Consider the following 18,022-nt stretch of genomic DNA (forward strand, 5'->3'; position numbering starts at 1 on the left):
TTATTATTCTCCTGTTAATTCCATGCTGCTATTTCGTTCCGTCCAGCAGCCAGACCCGTCTGGAATCAACTCTATAATTTCGATCGTTTGCGGCGTTACTTTGGCAATTCGGCCATGATAAAGCCCCAGGTATTGGCCTGCTCCCAAGCGATAAACACTTCCATCACTAGTCTCAAGCAGAGCCCAAATCGTATCAACTTCACTCAATGTGCCACGCATTTTCAAGTTATCGAGTGCGTATGTTTCTAATCGCCCTTTGCGGCGTTTAAGATCGGGTTGTAAACAGTCCTTGGTGGTATCAATCACCTCTTCGGTCAACTCTCTTGACGGAGGGATATACGGGCTACGCATAAGATCTGCTTGATAATCAAAATGTTCAAACTTAGGCGTTTCTTTTAATGGCTTAATGTGCGCCACATGCTGCGCTTTAGTGGTTGTGACAAATAGCTCTAGATCGCTTCTGTCCCCTACGCAGCCAGAAAGCAGCAATACAGCCATCATTGCGGGCAGTATCTTCATCACTTAGCTGCCCCTTTTGCTGCAGGCAATTCAGCGCCCTCTTTAAAGCGATAAGTCTTCGCTAAAATATCCATAGCCAGTGAACCCGTCTCATCCCGCTTAATCACGAAATCATGTAAGCTCACAATGCGCGGTAACTTTGCCACACCACTAACAAGGTGCCCAAGTTGATGATAATCTCCGCTGACTGCAATTTTGATCGGAAACTCAATATAAAACTCTCTTATTATTTCAGAGTCCCAATCTAAACTATTAATTTTAAGTCCTGCATCAGTCGCCACAAAAGTAACGTCATCTAGCAAGCCTGGCATTTCATTTTGAGACGGTAACATCTTCAGCAGTTCAGCAAACTGCACTTCCATAACCGCTAACTGCTCTCGATATAACTTAAGGTTAGCTGCTAACTGATATTTAGACTTAAAATCCGTTTTAAACTGCTGCTCTTTTTGCTGCTCTGCATTTAACGCATCAATCGCATCTGATATAAACAAAAAATAACTGGCTACGAATACACACACTGCGAGCAGTGCAGCAAACACGCCTTTAACTAACTTGGGCCAAGCACCGATATTCTCAAAATCAATATCGTTAAACTGACTCAGATCGAGGTTCATTTACTCGCTCCTTTTGTCATGCTTAAATCCGCTATTTCACTATCCGCAATGGTAACGCGCAGAGTAAATCGTTGTAATTGCCTTAACTCTTCATTCTGAGCAATGATAGATTGCATATTAGGATCTTGTAGCCAATTAGAGGTCTTAACTTTGCGCATCATATTTGCCACATTATTGTTGGATTCACTGCGTCCTTCGATCCACAACATACTGCCTTTTTTCTCTATACTGGAAAGGTAGATCCCTGCTGGCACGATACGCACTAACTCGTCTAGAACATGTGTCGGCAAATTTCTAGATTGCTGAAGCCCTAGAATGATTTCAGTACGACGCTCAATATCTTTTTTACGTGTTCTAATTTCGGTAATTTCAGCTATTTGAGCTTCAAGCAATTGAATTTCAGACTGTAAATAGGCGTTACGACCTTTTTGGTCGTCAGATATCACATCGATTGCCATTAGAGATAGATAAACGATAAGACCAGATACTAAGAAAACCAGTGCCAGTACACCGGTGTAATCTCGTTTTTGTTTTTCTCTCGCTTCTTCACGCCATGGTAAGAGGTTTATGTTCGCCATTCAGCATAACTCCTTAATGCCAGTCCACATGCCAACATGTATTTACCGATGTCTGGCTGGAGTTGTTGCCTAACGGCGTCATCTGCATGCAAGCAACCTTTAAAAGGGTCACCAACAATGGTATTTACACCTAACTCATTAATCATTAGGTTGGTCATACCTTCAAGTTTGGCAGTGCCACCACATAGAACAATGTGATCCACTTTATCTTTACCACTCGAAGTACAGTAAATCTGTAGGGTGCGTTTTATTTGTTGTAACAGCTGAGTTTGGAAAGGAGATAACACTTCAAACATGTAGTTCCGAGGAAGCTCACCCGCTAACTTAGCCTTTTCAGCTTGCTCGTAGGTCATACCGTAGAAAGAGAGTATTGATTGAGTAAATTGTTCACCACCAAATGCCTGCTCTCTGACAAAAGTGGTTTCACCATTTTCAACAACAGAAAAAGTCGTAATACTGGCGCCAATATCGACCAGCGCAATAACTTTACTTTTTGCATCTTCTGGCAGCTGCGCCGCTATCATTTCAAATGATCGACCCAATGCGTAGCCTTCAACATCGACAACTTTAACCTCAAGATTAACCTCATCCAGCGCATCTGTTCGAGTATCAATATTCTCAGAACGACAAGCACTTAGCAGTACATCCACTTTAGTTGGATCTGTTTTATTGGCACTGAGGGTTTCAAAGTCAATATTAACTTCGTCCAATGAATAAGGAATAAGATTGTCAGCTTCAATTTCAATTTGAGCTTCCATCTCCTCTTCACTCAAAGAGGCATCCATGTAGATGACTTTGGTCATAACGGCTGAACCAGATACAGCCACAGCAGCAAATTTGGTGGTTTTTGGCAGTACTCGTTTGACTAACTTTAACGCCTCGACAACGGCTTCGCGGTCTCGAATTTCATGATCATTGACCGCCCCCTTCTTTAGCGGGATAGCAGCATGGCTTAGTATTTTATATCCATCAGCAGTCTTGCTCAGCAGTATTGCTTTAACTTCATGGGATCCAATATCAATCCCAACCATCTGCGGAGCCTGACGCTTCCATATATTTGAAAGCATAGTCCAACGTCACTTTATTATTATTTTCAAAAATAGATTAGCACAGAATCTACACGTTATAGCTATTTGTACAAAATGTTTCTAGATTTTACAATTGCCATTTTATTGACTTTAAATAACTACTTATAACTCTTAGTAACGCGTCAGACTAAAAACACAGTTCATTGTTGGTATTCATACTACTTTTAAGCAAGTGGCAGTGATAAATATCGATAAAAACGCCATCAGAAGTGACTTATACTGGTGCCACTGTTCTGACGGCGGTTAATTCTCAGTCATATTTATTTTCAGGAACATCGAATACTGCACAAATTGAAATATTGCTTCGGCTTTTTATCGTGCTAAATATGACCATGTAACTCGAAGGCATCTGGTGTTAACTTTTTAACGAAACTCATTACGGCAAACTCAGTATCAAGGTTAACGAGTCACTTAGCTTTGTACTCCAACGACCGCCATCTGGGTTATTTTTATAATTAATAGACAACCATAAAGCCTTTTTATTAATCAATAACATTAATCCTTAGGCTTTTACTTCACCATTGCTTCAACGGCTTATATACTACGGGTCTTATTTACAATTCATGGAATCTTCCTTTGAAGTGGTTAAAACGTCTTGTTATTGCTTTTTTTAGCCTAGGTCTACTTGGTATTGGTGCTATTGCGGCAGCATATTTTTATGTGCTTCCAGATTTACCCGATGTCACCACACTTAAGACGGTCAAACTGCAAACGCCACTTAGAATTTTTAGTAGCGACGGTAAACTGATCTCTCAGTTTGGTGAGAAACGCCGAATTCCCGTCCACTATAGAGATGTTCCAGAGCAATTAATAAACGCGATACTCGATACCGAGGATGCACGCTTCTTTGAACATAGAGGCATTGATCCTATTGGTATTATCCGCGCGGCGGTTATCCTAGTCACTACCGGTAAAAAGAGTCAGGGTGCCAGTACTATCACCCAACAGGTCGCCCGAGGTTTCTTTTTAACTCGAGATAAAACCTACATTCGTAAGACCAAAGAAATTTTCCTCGCATTAAAAATTGAGAAAGCGCTGAACAAACAAGAAATTTTAACGCTTTACCTTAATCGCTCTTTCCTAGGAAACCGCGCTTATGGTGTGGGTGCTGCTGCTCAAGTTTATTACGGCAAAGAGTTAAGTGAATTAACTTTACCTGAAATGGCAATGATTGCCGGACTACCACAATCACCTTCTGCAGCTAACCCCATTAGAAATGCTAGCCGCGCACTTAATCGTCGTAATTGGGTGCTTAGCCGTATGCTTGAAAAGCGCAATATCACTCAAGTCCAGTATGAAGAAGCGATACAAGCACCTATCACGGCTAAATATCACGGTGCTGTAATCGACTTATATGCACCCTACGTCTCAGAAATGGCCCGCGACTACCTTGTTGAAAAATATGGTGAAGAGGAAGCGTACACTGGCGGCTACGATATCTATACTACCGTGGATTCTAAACTGCAGCTTGATGCCCAAAAAGCGCTTCGTCATAACGTTTACTCATACGACGAACGTCATGGCTATCGCGGCCGCACCAAAGTACTTTGGAGTGAAACGCCGCTAGAAGTTGAAGAGATAAAAACCAAGCTGAAACAAACGGGTTCGTTCCAAGGAATGTACCCGGCGGCCATAATGTCTATTGATCAACAAACTGCAAAAGTCATGACCGCTAAAGGTGATATATACACTCTCCCGTGGGATGGCATTAAGTGGGCTCGTAAATTCATCACCAATAAACGTCAAGGCAAAGCCCCTAAGCTTGCATCTGACGTGTTAACAGCCGGTCAGCAGGTATGGATCCGTAACAACGGTGATATTTGGCAACTGAGCCAAGTGCCACTCGTGGCCAGTGCGATTGTATCGATAGATCCTCAAGATGGCGCGATCAAGAATTTAGTCGGTGGCTTTAGCTTCTACATCAGTCAATATAACCGTGTCACTCAAGCTAAACGCCAATTAGGCTCTAACATTAAGCCGTTTATTTATACTGCTGCACTGGAGAAAGGTTACACACTGTCGACGCTGATCAACAATGCGCCGATTAATAAGCCCGATACTCGACAAGGTACAGCTTGGCGTCCCAAGAACTCTCCAGATGTTTATGGCGGCCCAACGAGGCTGCGTGTCGGTTTAGCCCAATCAATCAACGTCATGTCGGTACGTGCCATGCGTTATAGCGGACTTGATACTACGATTGCCCAGTTAGTTAAATTTGGATTTGATCCTGCCGATCTCCCTCGCAATGAGTCAATCGCCCTGGGTTCGCCTTCGGTTACGCCGCTGCAAGTTGTCACTGCATTTTCAACATTCGCTAATGGCGGCTACCTAGTTGAACCCTATTTTATTAAAAAGATAGAGTCTGCTAATGGCGACCTTATTGAAGCCGCGAATCCAACATTAGCCTGCACCCCGGTGGCCCCTAAGCAGTCTGTTGTGGTTGATCCATTTGCAGCGATGGCAAATGAATTTCAAAGTGACAGAGTCCCTGAACAAAAAACAGAGACTGAAATTAAGATAACAGGCACGGCGATTCAATGCGGTAGTGATGACTCTCGCTTTGCGCCAAGAATCATTTCAGAGCAAACTTCCTTCCTTATTACTGAAGCACTAAAAAGTGTTATTTGGGGCGGCGGTGATTGGCGTAAAGGGACGGGTTGGAATGGTACGGCTTGGCGCGCATCAAGAGTGGTTAATCGCCGTGATATTGCGGGTAAGACGGGTACAACCAACGAATCTCGCGATACTTGGTTCAGTGGCTATAACCCTACACTGGCGACCACTGTGTGGGTAGGCTTTGATGACCATGGTCAAGAGTTAGGTCGCACTAGCTGGAATGCGAACGGCGCAAAAAATCAAATATCACTCGCCGAAGCAGGTGCCAAAACGGCGGGACCGGCTTGGAATGAGTTTATGAAAGATGCCTTAGCGGGGACGCCTGTGCTGCCAACGACGCCACCAGAGGGCATTGTCTCAGCTCGTATCGATTTAGCCACTGGCAAGCTGACGCGTAAAACTGATTACACCAGCAAGTTTGAGTATTTTATTGCGGGTACCGAACCAACAGAATATGCCACAGAACAAGAGGTAGACAACAGTGATATCTTTATCGATAAGTCAGAGGAAGAAGATCTGTTTCAATAACGCTGTTGCACAATAAAAAGGCGGCTATTTCGATAAGAAATAGCCGCCTTTTTTATCATCAATTTAGACCACCTAAACTCGAGTTAAGTGATCATTGGCTCGACTGTTTTACCGCTAATGCAGACTTTACCTGAATCAGTGATGTTCCACCCAGCGCTTCACGCTTTGCCAAGCACGACTCAATCGTTAAGCACTCATAAACATCAGCTTCGATGATAGCACTGAAACTTTGCAGCTCCTCTAATGGCAGTTCTTCAAGCGGTGTTTGCTTGGCCATGGCATTAACAACGGCTTCACCTACCACATGATGTGCCTCTCTAAACGGCATCCCTTTCGCCACAAGGTAATCGGCTAATTCAGTGGAGTTAGCATAACCTTGTTGCGCGGCTATCAATGTTCTTTCACGATTAACTTGTAAACCACTTAGCACCAAGGCTGCCATTTCGAGACAGATAGCCCAGCTATCCATCACATCAAATAGTCCTTCTTTGTCCTCTTGCATATCTTTGTTGTATGCCAGTGGTAGCGCCTTCATCGTAGTAAGAATACCTACTAGGCTGCCATAAACCCGACCAGTCTTGCCTCTAATAAGCTCAAGTGCATCGGGATTTTTCTTCTGCGGCATCAATGAAGAACCAGAGGTGACTTCATCATCTAATTCGATAAAGCCCGCTTCTCCACTGTTAAAGAAGATTAAATCTTCAGCCATACGGCTCAAGTGCATCATACTAATTGACGCATCACTACAAATCTCAATCACATGATCCCTATCAGATACCGTATCGAGGCTATTAAGCGTTGGTCCTGCGAAGCCTAATGACTCGGCAAGTTTAACTCTATCCATTGGATAAGCGGTCCCCGCCAAAGCACCCGTCCCTAATGGACAAGTATCGGCACGCTTTAATGCATCTTCTAAGCGGCTTATATCACGTTCGAACATTTCAACATAGGCGAGGCACCAATGACCGAATAACACTGGCTGCGCTCTTTGTAAATGAGTATAACCTGGCATGACAGATTCAATTTCACGCTCCGCGAGTGCAATAAGCGCCGATCTAAGTTTCGCAAGTAGCACAAGTTGTTGTTGGCCCTCTTTCTTACACCAAAGCTTAAGATCGGTAGCGACCTGATCGTTACGTGAACGTCCAGTATGCAACTTTTTACCTAAGTCACCCACTTTAGCGATAAGCGATTGCTCGACAAAACTATGAATATCTTCAGCGCCAGAGGCAATAATCAGCTCTGGACTCGCTGATGTTTCGACCAGAAGCTCATTGAGCGCAGCATGTAATTGTGTACACTCATCAGAGGTTAAAATCCCCACCTGAGTAATAGCACTGGCCCATGCGATAGAGCCTTGAATATCTTGCTCTATAAGTCGGAAGTCCACAGGCAAAGAGTCGTTAAAAAGTTTGAACAGTGCGCTGCTCTCTTGGCTAAATCTGCCGCCCCATAATGCCATTTTGGCTTCCTCTTAGATGCTGGGCGGACAATCTGTCCGCCACGATAATGTTGAATTTAGTGAGTAGTCAGTTTTGACTCTACTTATTATGACCGTGTAATGCTCTGATCCGGCTCGAAAGCGAATACAAACGGATAAAGCCTTCAGCATCTTTCTGGTTATAAACATCGTCGTCACCAAAAGTAGCAAACTCTTCTGAGTATAAGCTGTTAGGCGAACGTTTTTTCACTGCACTTGCTTGGCCTTTGTAGAGCTTAATAATAACCTCACCATTAACGAGATCCGCTAACGGCTTCGATGCTCCAAGCAATGATGCACAGAGGGGGGTAAACCAACGACCGTCATAGACTAGGTGCGCCATTTGCGCGCCAACTTGTTCACGCCATTCGCGGCTCGTTTTATCAAGCACTAACTCTTCAATTGCACGTAGTGCAGCAAACATCACGGTGCCACCTGGGGTTTCATAGCAACCACGAGATTTCATTCCGACCAGTCTATTCTCGGTAATATCGATTCTGCCGACACCATGAGCGCCTGCCAATTCATTCAGTACCATGAGTGCTTTGTAAGGCGAAAGTGCTTCACCATTCACTTTGGTGATCTTGCCTTGCTCAAGTTCTAATGCAACATATTCAGGCTCATTAGGCGCATCTTCAGGCGCGACCGTCATCGTCCACACACCTTTAGTTGGCTCGTTCCATGGATCTTCTAGCTCACCACCTTCGTGCGAAATATGCCAAGCATTAGCATCACGGCTATAGATCTTAGCTAATGACGATGTCGTTTCGATATTACGCTCAGCAAGGTAATCCAGCAGATCTTCACGACTCACCATCTCCCACTCACGCCAAGGAGCGATGACTTTAAGATCCGGTGCTAGCGCAGCAAAACAGCCTTCAAACCGCACCTGATCGTTGCCTTTACCCGTACAACCATGACAAACCGCATCCGCACCCACTTTACGTGCGACTTCGACTTGAGCCTTGGCAATAATCGGTCTCGCCATAGAGGTACCGAGTAGATAGGTTCCTTCGTAAATAGCGCCAGTCGCAATGGTAGGATAGATATAGTCAGCCACCAGCTCTTCTTTTAAATCAACGATATGGCACTCTGATGCGCCCGATTTAATCGCCTTTTCATATAGACCTTCAAGCTCTGCATCACCTTGGCCCACATCGGCGCAAAAGGCGATAATTTCACAGTTATCATAAGTTTCTTTGAGCCAAGGAATAATGGCTGAAGTGTCGAGACCACCTGAATACGCTAGAACGACTTTTTTAACGTCTGTTTTCTTTGCTTCGATTGACATATTTACTTCCTAATACTTGATATCTTCTCGTCGAATACTCAACGAAATATAAATTAATTAACTCGTTGTTACTGACCTAATAAGGTCACCAGCACTGCATTTTGTGCATGCATACGATTTTCTGCTTGCTGCAATATCAGCGAGCCTGCGCCATCTACAATGTCAGCGGTAGCTTCAACTTCTCGGTAGGCTGGCAAACAATGCATGAAATGCTTAGCGCCAGCGGCTGCCATTAACTCGGCATTCACCTGATAAGGTTTGAACTTAGCTTCAATTTCTTCCATTGAGGCGCCGTCACCCATCGAGATCCATGTATCGGTATAAATAGCGTCATGACCCGCTATAGCCGCAACATCAGAGCTTAGCACTAAGGTTCCGCCATGTTTTTCGGCTAACGCTTGCGCTTCGCAAACAACCTTGCCATCGGGGAAATGACCCGGCGGACACAATACGGTGAGATGAGCCCCAAGAATAGCCGCTGCGAACATCAATGAATGGGTCACATTGTTGCCATCTCCAACATAGGCTAATCTCACTTTACTGACATCTTCATATTGCTCAGACAAAGTTAGAAAGTCCGCTAAGCCCTGACACGGATGGTAAAGATCAGAAAGCGCATTAATGACCGGCACTGAACCATGTTCTGCTAACTGCTCTATTGTTGAATGCAAAAATGTGCGCGCTACAATTGCATCTGCCCAGCAAGATATGTTTGCTGCAAAATCTGATACAGGTTCACGTTTTCCGAGAGCCCCATTTTGCTGATCAAGGTATAAGCAATGGCCCCCTAACTTATTAATACCAATATCAAAACTGACACGCGTTCTTAATGAAGGCTTCTCGAACAACATGACAACACTCTTGCCGTCTAATGCTTTTCTATAATCAGCAGGGTTAGCCTTAATGGCTTTAGCCAGCGCTAACAGATCCAAAAGTTGCTGCTGTGATAAATCTTTAATTGATAATAAATGGTCCATGAAATCGCTCTCCTATGGTTGAATCTGTGTGCCAACGGTTTCACCGTTGCTTAATGCAATAAGTTGTTCTGCATGACGCCAAGAGGCAATTTGCACCGTTTGTCCCATCGATTCTGCAACATCTAATGCTGCTTCGACTTTAACTTTCATACCCTTGTCTATCACACCAATCTTAGTTAATGCGGCAACCTCTGCTCGATTCAAACTGTTAATCAATTGCCCTTTACCATCGAGTACACCCGATACATCAGACAGCAACACCAAATTTCCAGCGACTAATTTAGCCAAAGCCGTGGCGGCTTGATCGGCATTAACATTAAGCATTTCGCCTTGTGCACTAATTGCGATAGAGCTAACAATTGGCATCCAACCTTTAGCTAGCACAAACTCAAGATAGCTCGCATCCTTTGGTTCGACTTCGCCGACAAGTCCGAGTCGTGGATCTTTAATGCTTGCTGTCATCATATCGGCATCAGCAAGGCTCATGCCTAAACTGGTAATGCCCGCCTTAATGGCCGCGGCTTGCAGTATTTTATTTGAGGTTCCAGCCAGCGCACCAACAATAATGGGCACTTGTTCAGCTGGCGTGACTCTGAGTCCGTCCAATTTTTCCGTCACCATATTGTTTGCTTTGAGTTGCTCATCCACTAAGCAGCCTCCGCCATGCACCATAATAAGCGCTTGACCATTAGCAATGATTTTTGCAGCGGTCTCCATTAGACGCGCCATGCCCATTTCGCACTGCAACAATGCACCACCCACTTTAAGCACCATTACAGGTTTGGTTTTTGCATTCATATCAGTATTTAACGTTGCCATATCTGTTTCCAAGCCTGTTATTTTAACAATTGGTTAAAGTGAATCTTTATGCATTGCAGCGCTTGACTAGCAGCACCTTTCATTAAGTTATCAATTGCGCTTGATACCACCAAGTAATTTGTCTCTACATCGTACTTCCAACCGATAAGGCAATTTGGTGTTTGCACTACATCGTCAATCTTGGGAAATTGATTCTGCTTTACCGTCACCAGTGACGTATTGTCATAGCACTGATAGGCTGCTTCTATGTCCTTGCTTGTCGTACCTTCCGCTAACTTCACCGTAATAGTGGCGAGGATCCCTCTTTTAAAATTGCCTAAATGAGGAGTAAAGATAACTTCCTGTCCTAGCTGAGTTGCTATCTCAGGTTGATGCCTATGACCGAGTACGCTGTATGCCATTAAGCTGACTTCACAAAAACTAGTATGAAGCTGCGCTTTTCTGCCCGCCCCAGTTACGCCACTGACAGCATTAATCACCGGTAATACGTCAGAAAGCAAGTGTGATAGCGGCTTAAGTGCCGTAAGCGAGGCTGTCGGATAACAACCCGGTACCGCAATCATTTTACTGCTAGCAATTTTCTCCGCGTTCCACTCTGCGAGACCATAAACAGCATCAGCGAGGACTTGTGGGTATTCATGAGTAAAACCATACCACTTAGGATACTGTTCTAACTCTTCGAAACGGTATGCGCCACTTAAATCAAAGACGACTAGTCCCCTTTGATAAAACCAAGCGGCGAGGTGCAAGCTCACGACATGATCGGTCGCTAATACGACCGCATCCGCCTGTTCGATGATGGCTGCTTTAGCATCATCGGTCAGCGGGCTTAAACAAAGATTAATATGACTATATGTAGGGTATAACTCAGCAAGCGGCTTGCCTTTATCTAAGCTATTTTCAGAAACATAAAGGCCTTGAATGGATAAGTCCGCTTCAGCATTTATGAGAGAAGTGATTTGTGCGCCGGTATAACCGCTAGCACCAATAATGGCTATATTTTTCATAGTCTATGAGTTTAAAACCTTAATCTTGAATTTAGATGACAAAACGAAAAAAAGAATGGGCACAACTTAAGCCCTGGCTGAACACCATAAAGACAAGATTATCGTCGCAGGAAGTGGGTATTACTGACCTTAATAATTAATAATTGAACTAGGTTAAACATATATACTCTCATTTATAGGTCATCAAAACATGGTACTTATCTTAGCTGTTTGATAGACTACCACACAAAACTAATTATGCAATATATTTGAATATATATTTGAGTATTTTTAATGAAAAAATTACCAGACATAAAGAGTAGCTTCACTCAGTTAATCGCGGCACCTTCAATCAGTGCATTAGAAGCACAACATGACATGAGCAATAAAGCCGTCATAGCGCTATTGCATAGTTGGTTTACCGATTTAGGCATGAACTGCCAAGCTCAACCAGTTCCCGACACCCGTAATAAACATAATTTCGTCGCCTCTTTTGGCAGCGGAAAAGGTGGGTTATTACTGGCGGGGCATACCGATACAGTTCCATTTGATGAGGGCCGTTGGAGTCAAGACCCTTTCCAATTGGTCGAAAAAAATGACCGTTGGTATGGCTTGGGAACTTGCGATATGAAAGGTTTTTTTGCTTTAGTGTTAGAAGCCTTAAAAGAATTGCCAATGGACCAGTTCAAACGCCCATTACACATACTCGCTAGCGCCGATGAAGAAACCACCATGAATGGTGCAAAAGCCTTTGCAGCAGCTAAGTCTATCAGCCCTGATTACGCCATTATTGGTGAGCCTACTAGCCTTAAGCCCGTCTATATGCATAAAGGGCACTTTACGCAAGGTATACAGGTTACGGGGCGAAGTGGTCATTCATCAGATCCCGCTAAAGGACTCAATGCCATAGAGGTCATGCATTTAGTCACCGGACAACTGCTCAAACTTAAGCAACATTTAGCCGACAACTACCGCGAGAATGCCTTTAGCGTACCCTACCCTACAATGAACTTTGGTCACATTCACGGTGGCGATGCCGCCAATAGAATTTGTGGCTGCTGTGATCTACATATTGATCTCCGCCCGATACCGGGGCTCGCACTTGAAGATCTGGAGCTGATGGTAACTAACTACTTAGAGCCTGTCGCTAGCCAATATCCTGGCAGCATAAGTGTCGCCCCTTTATATCCAGGTTCGGAGCCGTTTGCAGAGAATAAAGACAGTAGTTGGAGCAAGCTCGTTGCACAAATATCCAAAAATGAGCCTGAAGTCGTCAACTACGCAACTGAAGCACCCTATATACGTCAATTGGGTTGTCAGACACTAGTACTCGGTCCTGGCAGTATTGAGCAAGCTCATCAGCCAGATGAGTATCTTGACCTGCACTATATCAATCGTACTAAACAGCTAATAAAAGAGCTGATATATCATGCCTGTATAAAATAACTCATGCTGTCGAGGCCAATATTTAGTCCAAACTTATTCTGAGCGTCATAATTAATGAATTGAAAGGTGAGTTAGAGCACATTCAGGCGCAATAACCCAAACTAGATCATTGCCTAGTGTACAGCCGCTAGGTATTGTGATCGATTAGCTTACTAATATGGAGCACGTATGGTTGATATGTATGCATCGTTAAGGTCAAACGTTGGTACCTTAGGACAGATTTTAGGCGACACAATTCGTACTGATCTCGATGACACTTTTCTAGACAAAATCGAACAGATCCGCCATCTCTCTAAAAGTTCACGTCAGGGTAATGATGCCGCCCGCGAAGAGATGCTCACTTTGCTGTCCTCATTGAATGACGATGAGCTAGTGCCATTTGCCAAAGCTTTTAATCAATTTCTAAACCTAGCCAATATTGCCGAGCAATTCCACACCATTAGCCGTAATTGCGATGAGCTAGTATGTGTTCCAGACCCTGTAGAGCAGCTTCTTGGGAGAATGTTAGGTGGCAATATCGATCAAGAAAAAATGCTCAACTGCCTAAAAACGCTTGATATCGATTTAGTGTTGACCGCGCATCCAACGGAAATTTCGCGACGTACATTAATCCAAAAATATTCCGCAGTCGTTGATTCGCTCGCCGCGTTAGAAAACCCGCAATTAACTGAACAAGAGAAGAAACAGCACCATCTACGCTTACGTCAGCTTATCGCACAAATTTGGCATACCAATGAGATCCGTAACGAGCGTCCAACGCCTGTTGATGAAGCACGTTGGGGCCTAAGCACGATTGAAGTCTCTTTGTGGCAAGCTATCCCTGATTTTCTAAGACAATTAAACCAACAGGTGGAAGAGCGTACTAATACCCAACTGCCGATTGATATTGCGCCAGTGAGATTCTCCAGTTGGATGGGCGGCGATCGTGATGGCAATCCATTTGTAACCTCTGTGGTCACTCAAGAAGTATTGGATAGAAATCGTCACACTGCAGCCAGACTTTACCTTAAAGATGTTGTATTACTCGTCAATGATCTGTCGATGGAAGGTGCAAATGACGAGCTTCTTGCTTACACCAACAACAGTAACGAACCCTATCGTGACGTATTAAAAGGCCTCCAACAAAAGCTAAGAAAAACCATCGATTATCTCAATGCCAGACTTGAAGGTCATCAGCCTGAAGTCGATTTAAACGACATTATCTGGGAAGAAAAAGATCTTAAAGATCCACTGATGATGCTTTACAGGAGCTTGAGTGATCGTGGTATGAGTCTGATAGCCAACGGCTTATTACTTGATATGTTGCGTCGCATTGCTTGCTTTGGCATCCACATGCTAAGACTTGATATCCGTCAAGATGCGCAGCGTCATGCCGATGTCATTGCAGAATTGACTCGATATTTAGGCATGGGAGATTATGCGCACTGGGGAGAAGATGAAAAACAATCTTTCTTACTCAGAGAGCTCACTAGCAAGCGCCCATTAATCCCTGTGACATGGCAAGGGTCAGATGACGTTGCGGAAGTATTGAGAACCTGCCGCTTAATTGCCACTCAACCTGCACGAGCCATGGGTTCTTATGTTATTTCAATGGCCAGCCAGCCTTCTGATGTTTTGACCGTATTATTATTACTGAAAGAAACTGGTTGCCCTCATCCAATGCGAGTAGTGCCACTATTCGAAACATTAGATGATTTAAACAATGCCTCTCAATGTATGTCGTCTCTCTTTAGCATAGATTGGTATCGTGGATACACTAAAGGCACGCAAGAGGTCATGATTGGCTATTCTGACTCAGCAAAAGATGCAGGTGTCATGGCTGCAGCATGGGCACAATATAGCGCACAAGAGAAACTCGTCGAAGTGAGCCAAGATGCAGATATAAAACTAACACTATTCCATGGACGTGGCGGCACTATTGGCCGCGGAGGTGGACCTGCGCATGAGGCTATTTTGTCTCAACCTCCTGGATCTGTTGATGGGCGTATTCGAGTCACAGAGCAAGGCGAGATGATCCGCTTCAAATTCGGCCTACCTAAGTTGGCAGTACAAAGCCTTGCTTTGTACACCTCTGCGGTAATGGAGGCGACTTTACTTCCGCCACCAGAGCCCAAACCCGAATGGCGCAGAGCTATGGAGCAACTAGCTGACGAATCGGTACTTGCTTATCGCGCCATCGTTAGAGAAGAACCGGACTTTGTCTCATACTTCCGCGCAGCAACACCAGAAGTCGAGTTAGGAAAACTACCTTTGGGCAGTCGACCTGCCAAGCGCAGAGTTGATGGTGGCATAGAGAGTTTACGTGCTATTCCATGGATCTTTGCTTGGTCTCAAAACCGCTTAATGCTACCCGCTTGGCTAGGTGCAGGAGAAGCATTGCAAGCAGCCTCACTAAGGGGCGAACTGCCATTATTACAGGAGATGGAGCAACACTGGCCTTTCTTTAAAACCCGTATATCCATGCTTGAAATGGTTTACGCAAAAGCCGAGCCCAACTTAGCAAAGTACTATGAAACTAGCTTAGTACCTAAAGAGCTGCATCATTTAGGAGTCCAATTACGTGAACGTCTCGCCATTGGCATAGATGCAGTACTAGAGCTAACTCAATCAGAAAGCTTAATGGCACATACTCCTTGGAGTAGAGAATCGGTAGAGTTGAGAAACCCCTACATTGATCCACTCAACTTCCTTCAGGCAGAACTTTTAGCCCGTACTCGCCGAGAGGAAAAAACGTCTGCTAATGTCGAACTGGCACTCATGTTAACGATTGCAGGTGTGGCAGCAGGAATGAGAAACACTGGCTAATGAAATTTATCAAGATAGCTCTAAGTAGCTTATTGCTGGTATTGACTGGCTGCGTCAGTCAATACAGCATTACCGAAACTGAATTAGAAGGCTATCTCAGTGACGAGATGCACTTTGAAATCAAGCAAGGTAATCAAATTTTCGGTATAGAACTTAAAGTTAACAATATAGAGGTCACTTTAGGCGAAAAGCCCGATACGATGGCAGTAACAGCTTCAACTCGAATCAAAGTACGCAATCCTTTACTTCCCATTAGTGCTGACCTAACGGCGAAGTTTGAAGCACAACCTTGGTACGATGCTAGCAATCATAGTGTTTATCTACGTAACCTTAATTTGGTAAAAGTAGAGTCACAACCTAAGGATATTGAGAAAGCGATAGGCTCAATAGCACCACAGCTAATGGGGTTCCTGACTCAGTTCTTAGAAACTCAGCCTGTATATGTACTCGATACACAAGAATCAAATCAGGCTCTTATAGCTGAAATGACCAAGCGCATTGAGGTTCAACCAGGCAAGCTTGTGTTAGTGTTTGACGACTAGATTTCAATTAGGGCAGTAATGAATGATTCATTATTGCCCTTTTTGCTATTTTTTAAATCTAGTAATTGAGCCATAATCCACAATCACGGCCTCACCCAGTAACTCTCTACGAAGCATATCAAATGCAACGGCGGTGCTTAAGCTACGAACCAAATCACGCGAACGTCTCGGTAATTTGATCATCTGGCTATAAACCCCCCCTTTAGTCGCCAAGGCTATAGCAACTGTTCCAACGGGTTTGTCCTCTGTGCCACCAGTAGGGCCAGCAATACCACTAGTAGCCAATGCATAATCACTGCCTAAAATGCCCCTTGCTCCTTTAGCCATCTCCTCTACGGTTGCAATAGACACCGCTCCATGATCATCTAACGTTTCGGCTTTTACCCCTAACACTCGCACTTTAGATTCATTACTATAGGTCACTAAGCCTTGATGAAAATAAGATGAGCTACCCGCAAATGCAACTAACTGGCTCGCAATCATACCTCCAGTGCATGACTCTGCAACACTTAGGCTACTTTCTGAACTAACTAACAGCCTATGGATCTCTTCGGCTAAGCTCTTTTTATTATCAGCAACTATCGCCGTTCCAAGTAAAAATCGTATTTGAGCCTCAATCTTATCCATCTCACCGATCGCCAACTTACCACGCGCAAATAGCTTTATTTCGATATGTGGCATAGAGGTTCGATAACCGATCGTTATCCCCTCTGGTAATACAATAGATTCAAGTGCATCAGCTAAAGATGACTCCCCTTGCCCAAGCGTTAAATACTTACGCAGTGAAATATCTCCCGCAATTTCGAATCTTTCTTTAATAAACGGTACAAACTGCTCTTTTACCATCTGTTTAAATTCAAACGGCACTCCCGGAGTGAAAAACAACCAAGCTCGGTTAAGCTTTACAGCAAAGCCGCATGCGGTGCCGACCGGGTTATCTATCATAATTGCAGATTCAGGTAATAATGCTTGTTTAAGATTACTCTCCGCCATCACTCGACCGTTACGAGTAAACCAGTCCTCTAAGCGAGCACGCCAAAGAGCATTCTCAACCAAAGGTTCACCTTTAGCTAATGCCATTGCCTCAGAGGATAAGTCGTCACTTGTAGGGCCTAAGCCACCATTGACAACAATGACATCAGCTTCCGTACTGCGCTCCTTAAAAACAGCGATAAGATCTTCGAGCCGATCACCAACTGTGATCCGACGCTGGCACTCTACACCATGCTCCATCAGAGTATTAGCAAACCATGCCGCATTCGTATCAACGATCTGACCCGCCAATACTTCTTCACCTGTACAAATCATTTCTAGCTTCATAGCACAATCCCCAGCATTTAATTGCAGTTAAACTAGGAGAGCTCAGCAGTAATAGCAATAACCAATTGTAATTAATTAATTTTATTGACGTGAACATGGGTTTACGCGGTGAGTTAAGAGTCAGTTCGACCAGCTTGAGATCGCCGAATTTTAAACATCAAATGGCAGTAAAGAGTACTGAACATCTATAAATACATCTAGAATTTAGCAGTAATACCACTAAATAGATTAGCTGGCGAAATTCACATTATTAGCACGATGATAATGTCTACTATCTAAACTTCGAAAGTATTGCGATTGAAATCAGCGGACTTAAAAACACTCAAATCGCAGACGTAAAAAAGCCCATTGCGTTAGCAATGGGCTGTTCACTCTCTTTCGAGACCAATCTTAGAAAGAGTGGCGCCTGGATA

Annotated in this window: 14 protein-coding genes; 4 read left to right on the forward strand and 10 right to left on the reverse strand. The window is 44.0% G+C overall.

Annotation, left to right across the window (positions count from 1 at the left end; all coding sequences use genetic code 11):
- Nucleotides 1–3 precede the first annotated feature (3 nt).
- The 4 genes from CXF86_RS06595 to CXF86_RS06610 are packed head-to-tail and all read right to left on the reverse strand — an operon-like array spanning nt 4 to nt 2,778.
- Nucleotides 4–519 (reverse strand): pilus assembly protein PilP, encoded by a 516-nt coding sequence (locus CXF86_RS06595; RefSeq protein WP_101093450.1) that lies wholly within the window; start codon nt 517–519, stop codon nt 4–6.
- Nucleotides 519–1,133, reverse strand: a complete 615-nt coding sequence (locus tag CXF86_RS06600) for a type IV pilus inner membrane component PilO (protein ID WP_101093451.1) — start codon at nt 1,131–1,133, stop codon at nt 519–521. The genes CXF86_RS06595 and CXF86_RS06600 overlap by 1 nt, the downstream gene beginning before the upstream one ends.
- Nucleotides 1,130–1,711: a PilN domain-containing protein gene (locus CXF86_RS06605; protein WP_102038640.1), complete on the reverse strand. Its 582-nt coding sequence runs from the start codon at nt 1,709–1,711 to the stop codon at nt 1,130–1,132. Before CXF86_RS06605 ends, CXF86_RS06600 begins: the two co-directional genes overlap by 4 nt.
- Nucleotides 1,699–2,778: a pilus assembly protein PilM gene (locus CXF86_RS06610; RefSeq protein ID WP_101093453.1), complete on the reverse strand. Its 1,080-nt coding sequence runs from the start codon at nt 2,776–2,778 to the stop codon at nt 1,699–1,701. The genes CXF86_RS06605 and CXF86_RS06610 overlap by 13 nt, the downstream gene beginning before the upstream one ends.
- 597 nt (nt 2,779–3,375) lie before the next feature.
- On the opposite strand from CXF86_RS06610, the gene CXF86_RS06615 reads away from it, so the two are divergent.
- Entirely contained in the window at nt 3,376–5,943 is a 2,568-nt protein-coding gene (locus CXF86_RS06615; RefSeq protein ID WP_101093454.1) for a penicillin-binding protein 1A, read from the forward strand.
- A gap of 91 nt (nt 5,944–6,034) precedes the next feature.
- Here CXF86_RS06615 and argH read toward each other — a convergent pair whose 3' ends face one another.
- The 5 genes from argH to argC all read right to left on the reverse strand — a co-directional run bounded on the left by argH (nt 6,035) and on the right by argC (nt 11,517).
- Complete coding sequence (gene argH, locus CXF86_RS06620; protein ID WP_102038641.1) at nt 6,035–7,405, reverse strand: argininosuccinate lyase; 1,371 nt, start codon at nt 7,403–7,405, stop codon at nt 6,035–6,037.
- Nucleotides 7,406–7,484: 79 nt separating this feature from the next.
- Nucleotides 7,485–8,714, reverse strand: coding sequence for an argininosuccinate synthase (locus tag CXF86_RS06625; protein WP_102038642.1), 1,230 nt, complete (start codon nt 8,712–8,714; stop codon nt 7,485–7,487).
- Nucleotides 8,715–8,782: 68 nt separating this feature from the next.
- Nucleotides 8,783–9,691, reverse strand: coding sequence for an ornithine carbamoyltransferase (locus CXF86_RS06630; protein ID WP_101093457.1), 909 nt, complete (start codon nt 9,689–9,691; stop codon nt 8,783–8,785).
- Between the two features lie 12 nt (nt 9,692–9,703).
- A complete protein-coding gene (argB, locus tag CXF86_RS06635; RefSeq protein ID WP_101093464.1) occupies nt 9,704–10,489 on the reverse strand; it encodes an acetylglutamate kinase in 786 nt (261 codons plus the stop codon).
- 38 nt (nt 10,490–10,527) lie between these two features.
- On the reverse strand, nt 10,528–11,517 hold the full coding sequence (gene argC, locus CXF86_RS06640; protein ID WP_102038643.1) for an N-acetyl-gamma-glutamyl-phosphate reductase: 990 nt from the start codon (nt 11,515–11,517) through the stop codon (nt 10,528–10,530).
- A 273-nt stretch (nt 11,518–11,790) separates the two neighbouring features.
- Between argC and argE the strand changes: the two genes are divergently transcribed.
- The 3 genes from argE (at nt 11,791) to CXF86_RS06655 (ending at nt 16,289) form a co-directional block, all read left to right on the forward strand.
- The gene (argE, locus tag CXF86_RS06645) at nt 11,791–12,942 is read left to right on the forward strand and encodes an acetylornithine deacetylase (protein WP_101093459.1); all 1,152 of its coding nucleotides are present in this window, start codon (nt 11,791–11,793) and stop codon (nt 12,940–12,942) included.
- 168 nt (nt 12,943–13,110) lie between these two features.
- Nucleotides 13,111–15,747, forward strand: coding sequence for a phosphoenolpyruvate carboxylase (gene ppc, locus CXF86_RS06650; protein WP_101093460.1), 2,637 nt, complete (start codon nt 13,111–13,113; stop codon nt 15,745–15,747).
- On the forward strand, nt 15,747–16,289 hold the full coding sequence (locus CXF86_RS06655) for a YceB family lipoprotein (protein WP_101093461.1): 543 nt from the start codon (nt 15,747–15,749) through the stop codon (nt 16,287–16,289). Before ppc ends, CXF86_RS06655 begins: the two co-directional genes overlap by 1 nt.
- Before the next feature lie 45 nt (nt 16,290–16,334).
- Here CXF86_RS06655 and CXF86_RS06660 read toward each other — a convergent pair whose 3' ends face one another.
- The gene (locus CXF86_RS06660; RefSeq protein WP_102038644.1) at nt 16,335–17,609 is read right to left on the reverse strand and encodes a CinA family nicotinamide mononucleotide deamidase-related protein; all 1,275 of its coding nucleotides are present in this window, start codon (nt 17,607–17,609) and stop codon (nt 16,335–16,337) included.
- Nucleotides 17,610–18,022 lie beyond the last annotated feature (413 nt).

It is taken from the genome of Shewanella sp. GutCb (assembly GCF_002836135.1).
Classification (GTDB): Bacteria; Pseudomonadota; Gammaproteobacteria; order Enterobacterales; family Shewanellaceae; genus Shewanella.

What these genes read in the sequence shown, in the direction of transcription:
- CXF86_RS06660 (WP_102038644.1), bottom strand. Translation starts at nt 17,609, where the DNA reads ATGAAGCTAGAAATGATTTGTACAGGTGAAGAAGTATTGGCGGGTCAG.
- argE (WP_101093459.1), top strand. Translation starts at nt 11,791, where the DNA reads ATGAAAAAATTACCAGACATAAAGAGTAGCTTCACTCAGTTAATCGCG.
- argH (WP_102038641.1), bottom strand. Translation starts at nt 7,405, where the DNA reads ATGGCATTATGGGGCGGCAGATTTAGCCAAGAGAGCAGCGCACTGTTC.
- argB (WP_101093464.1), bottom strand. Translation starts at nt 10,489, where the DNA reads ATGAATGCAAAAACCAAACCTGTAATGGTGCTTAAAGTGGGTGGTGCA.
- ppc (WP_101093460.1), top strand. Translation starts at nt 13,111, where the DNA reads ATGGTTGATATGTATGCATCGTTAAGGTCAAACGTTGGTACCTTAGGA.
- CXF86_RS06655 (WP_101093461.1), top strand. Translation starts at nt 15,747, where the DNA reads ATGAAATTTATCAAGATAGCTCTAAGTAGCTTATTGCTGGTATTGACT.
- argC (WP_102038643.1), bottom strand. Translation starts at nt 11,517, where the DNA reads ATGAAAAATATAGCCATTATTGGTGCTAGCGGTTATACCGGCGCACAA.
- CXF86_RS06625 (WP_102038642.1), bottom strand. Translation starts at nt 8,714, where the DNA reads ATGTCAATCGAAGCAAAGAAAACAGACGTTAAAAAAGTCGTTCTAGCG.
- CXF86_RS06630 (WP_101093457.1), bottom strand. Translation starts at nt 9,691, where the DNA reads ATGGACCATTTATTATCAATTAAAGATTTATCACAGCAGCAACTTTTG.
- CXF86_RS06605 (WP_102038640.1), bottom strand. Translation starts at nt 1,711, where the DNA reads ATGGCGAACATAAACCTCTTACCATGGCGTGAAGAAGCGAGAGAAAAA.
- CXF86_RS06600 (WP_101093451.1), bottom strand. Translation starts at nt 1,133, where the DNA reads ATGAACCTCGATCTGAGTCAGTTTAACGATATTGATTTTGAGAATATC.
- CXF86_RS06610 (WP_101093453.1), bottom strand. Translation starts at nt 2,778, where the DNA reads ATGCTTTCAAATATATGGAAGCGTCAGGCTCCGCAGATGGTTGGGATT.
- CXF86_RS06595 (WP_101093450.1), bottom strand. Translation starts at nt 519, where the DNA reads ATGAAGATACTGCCCGCAATGATGGCTGTATTGCTGCTTTCTGGCTGC.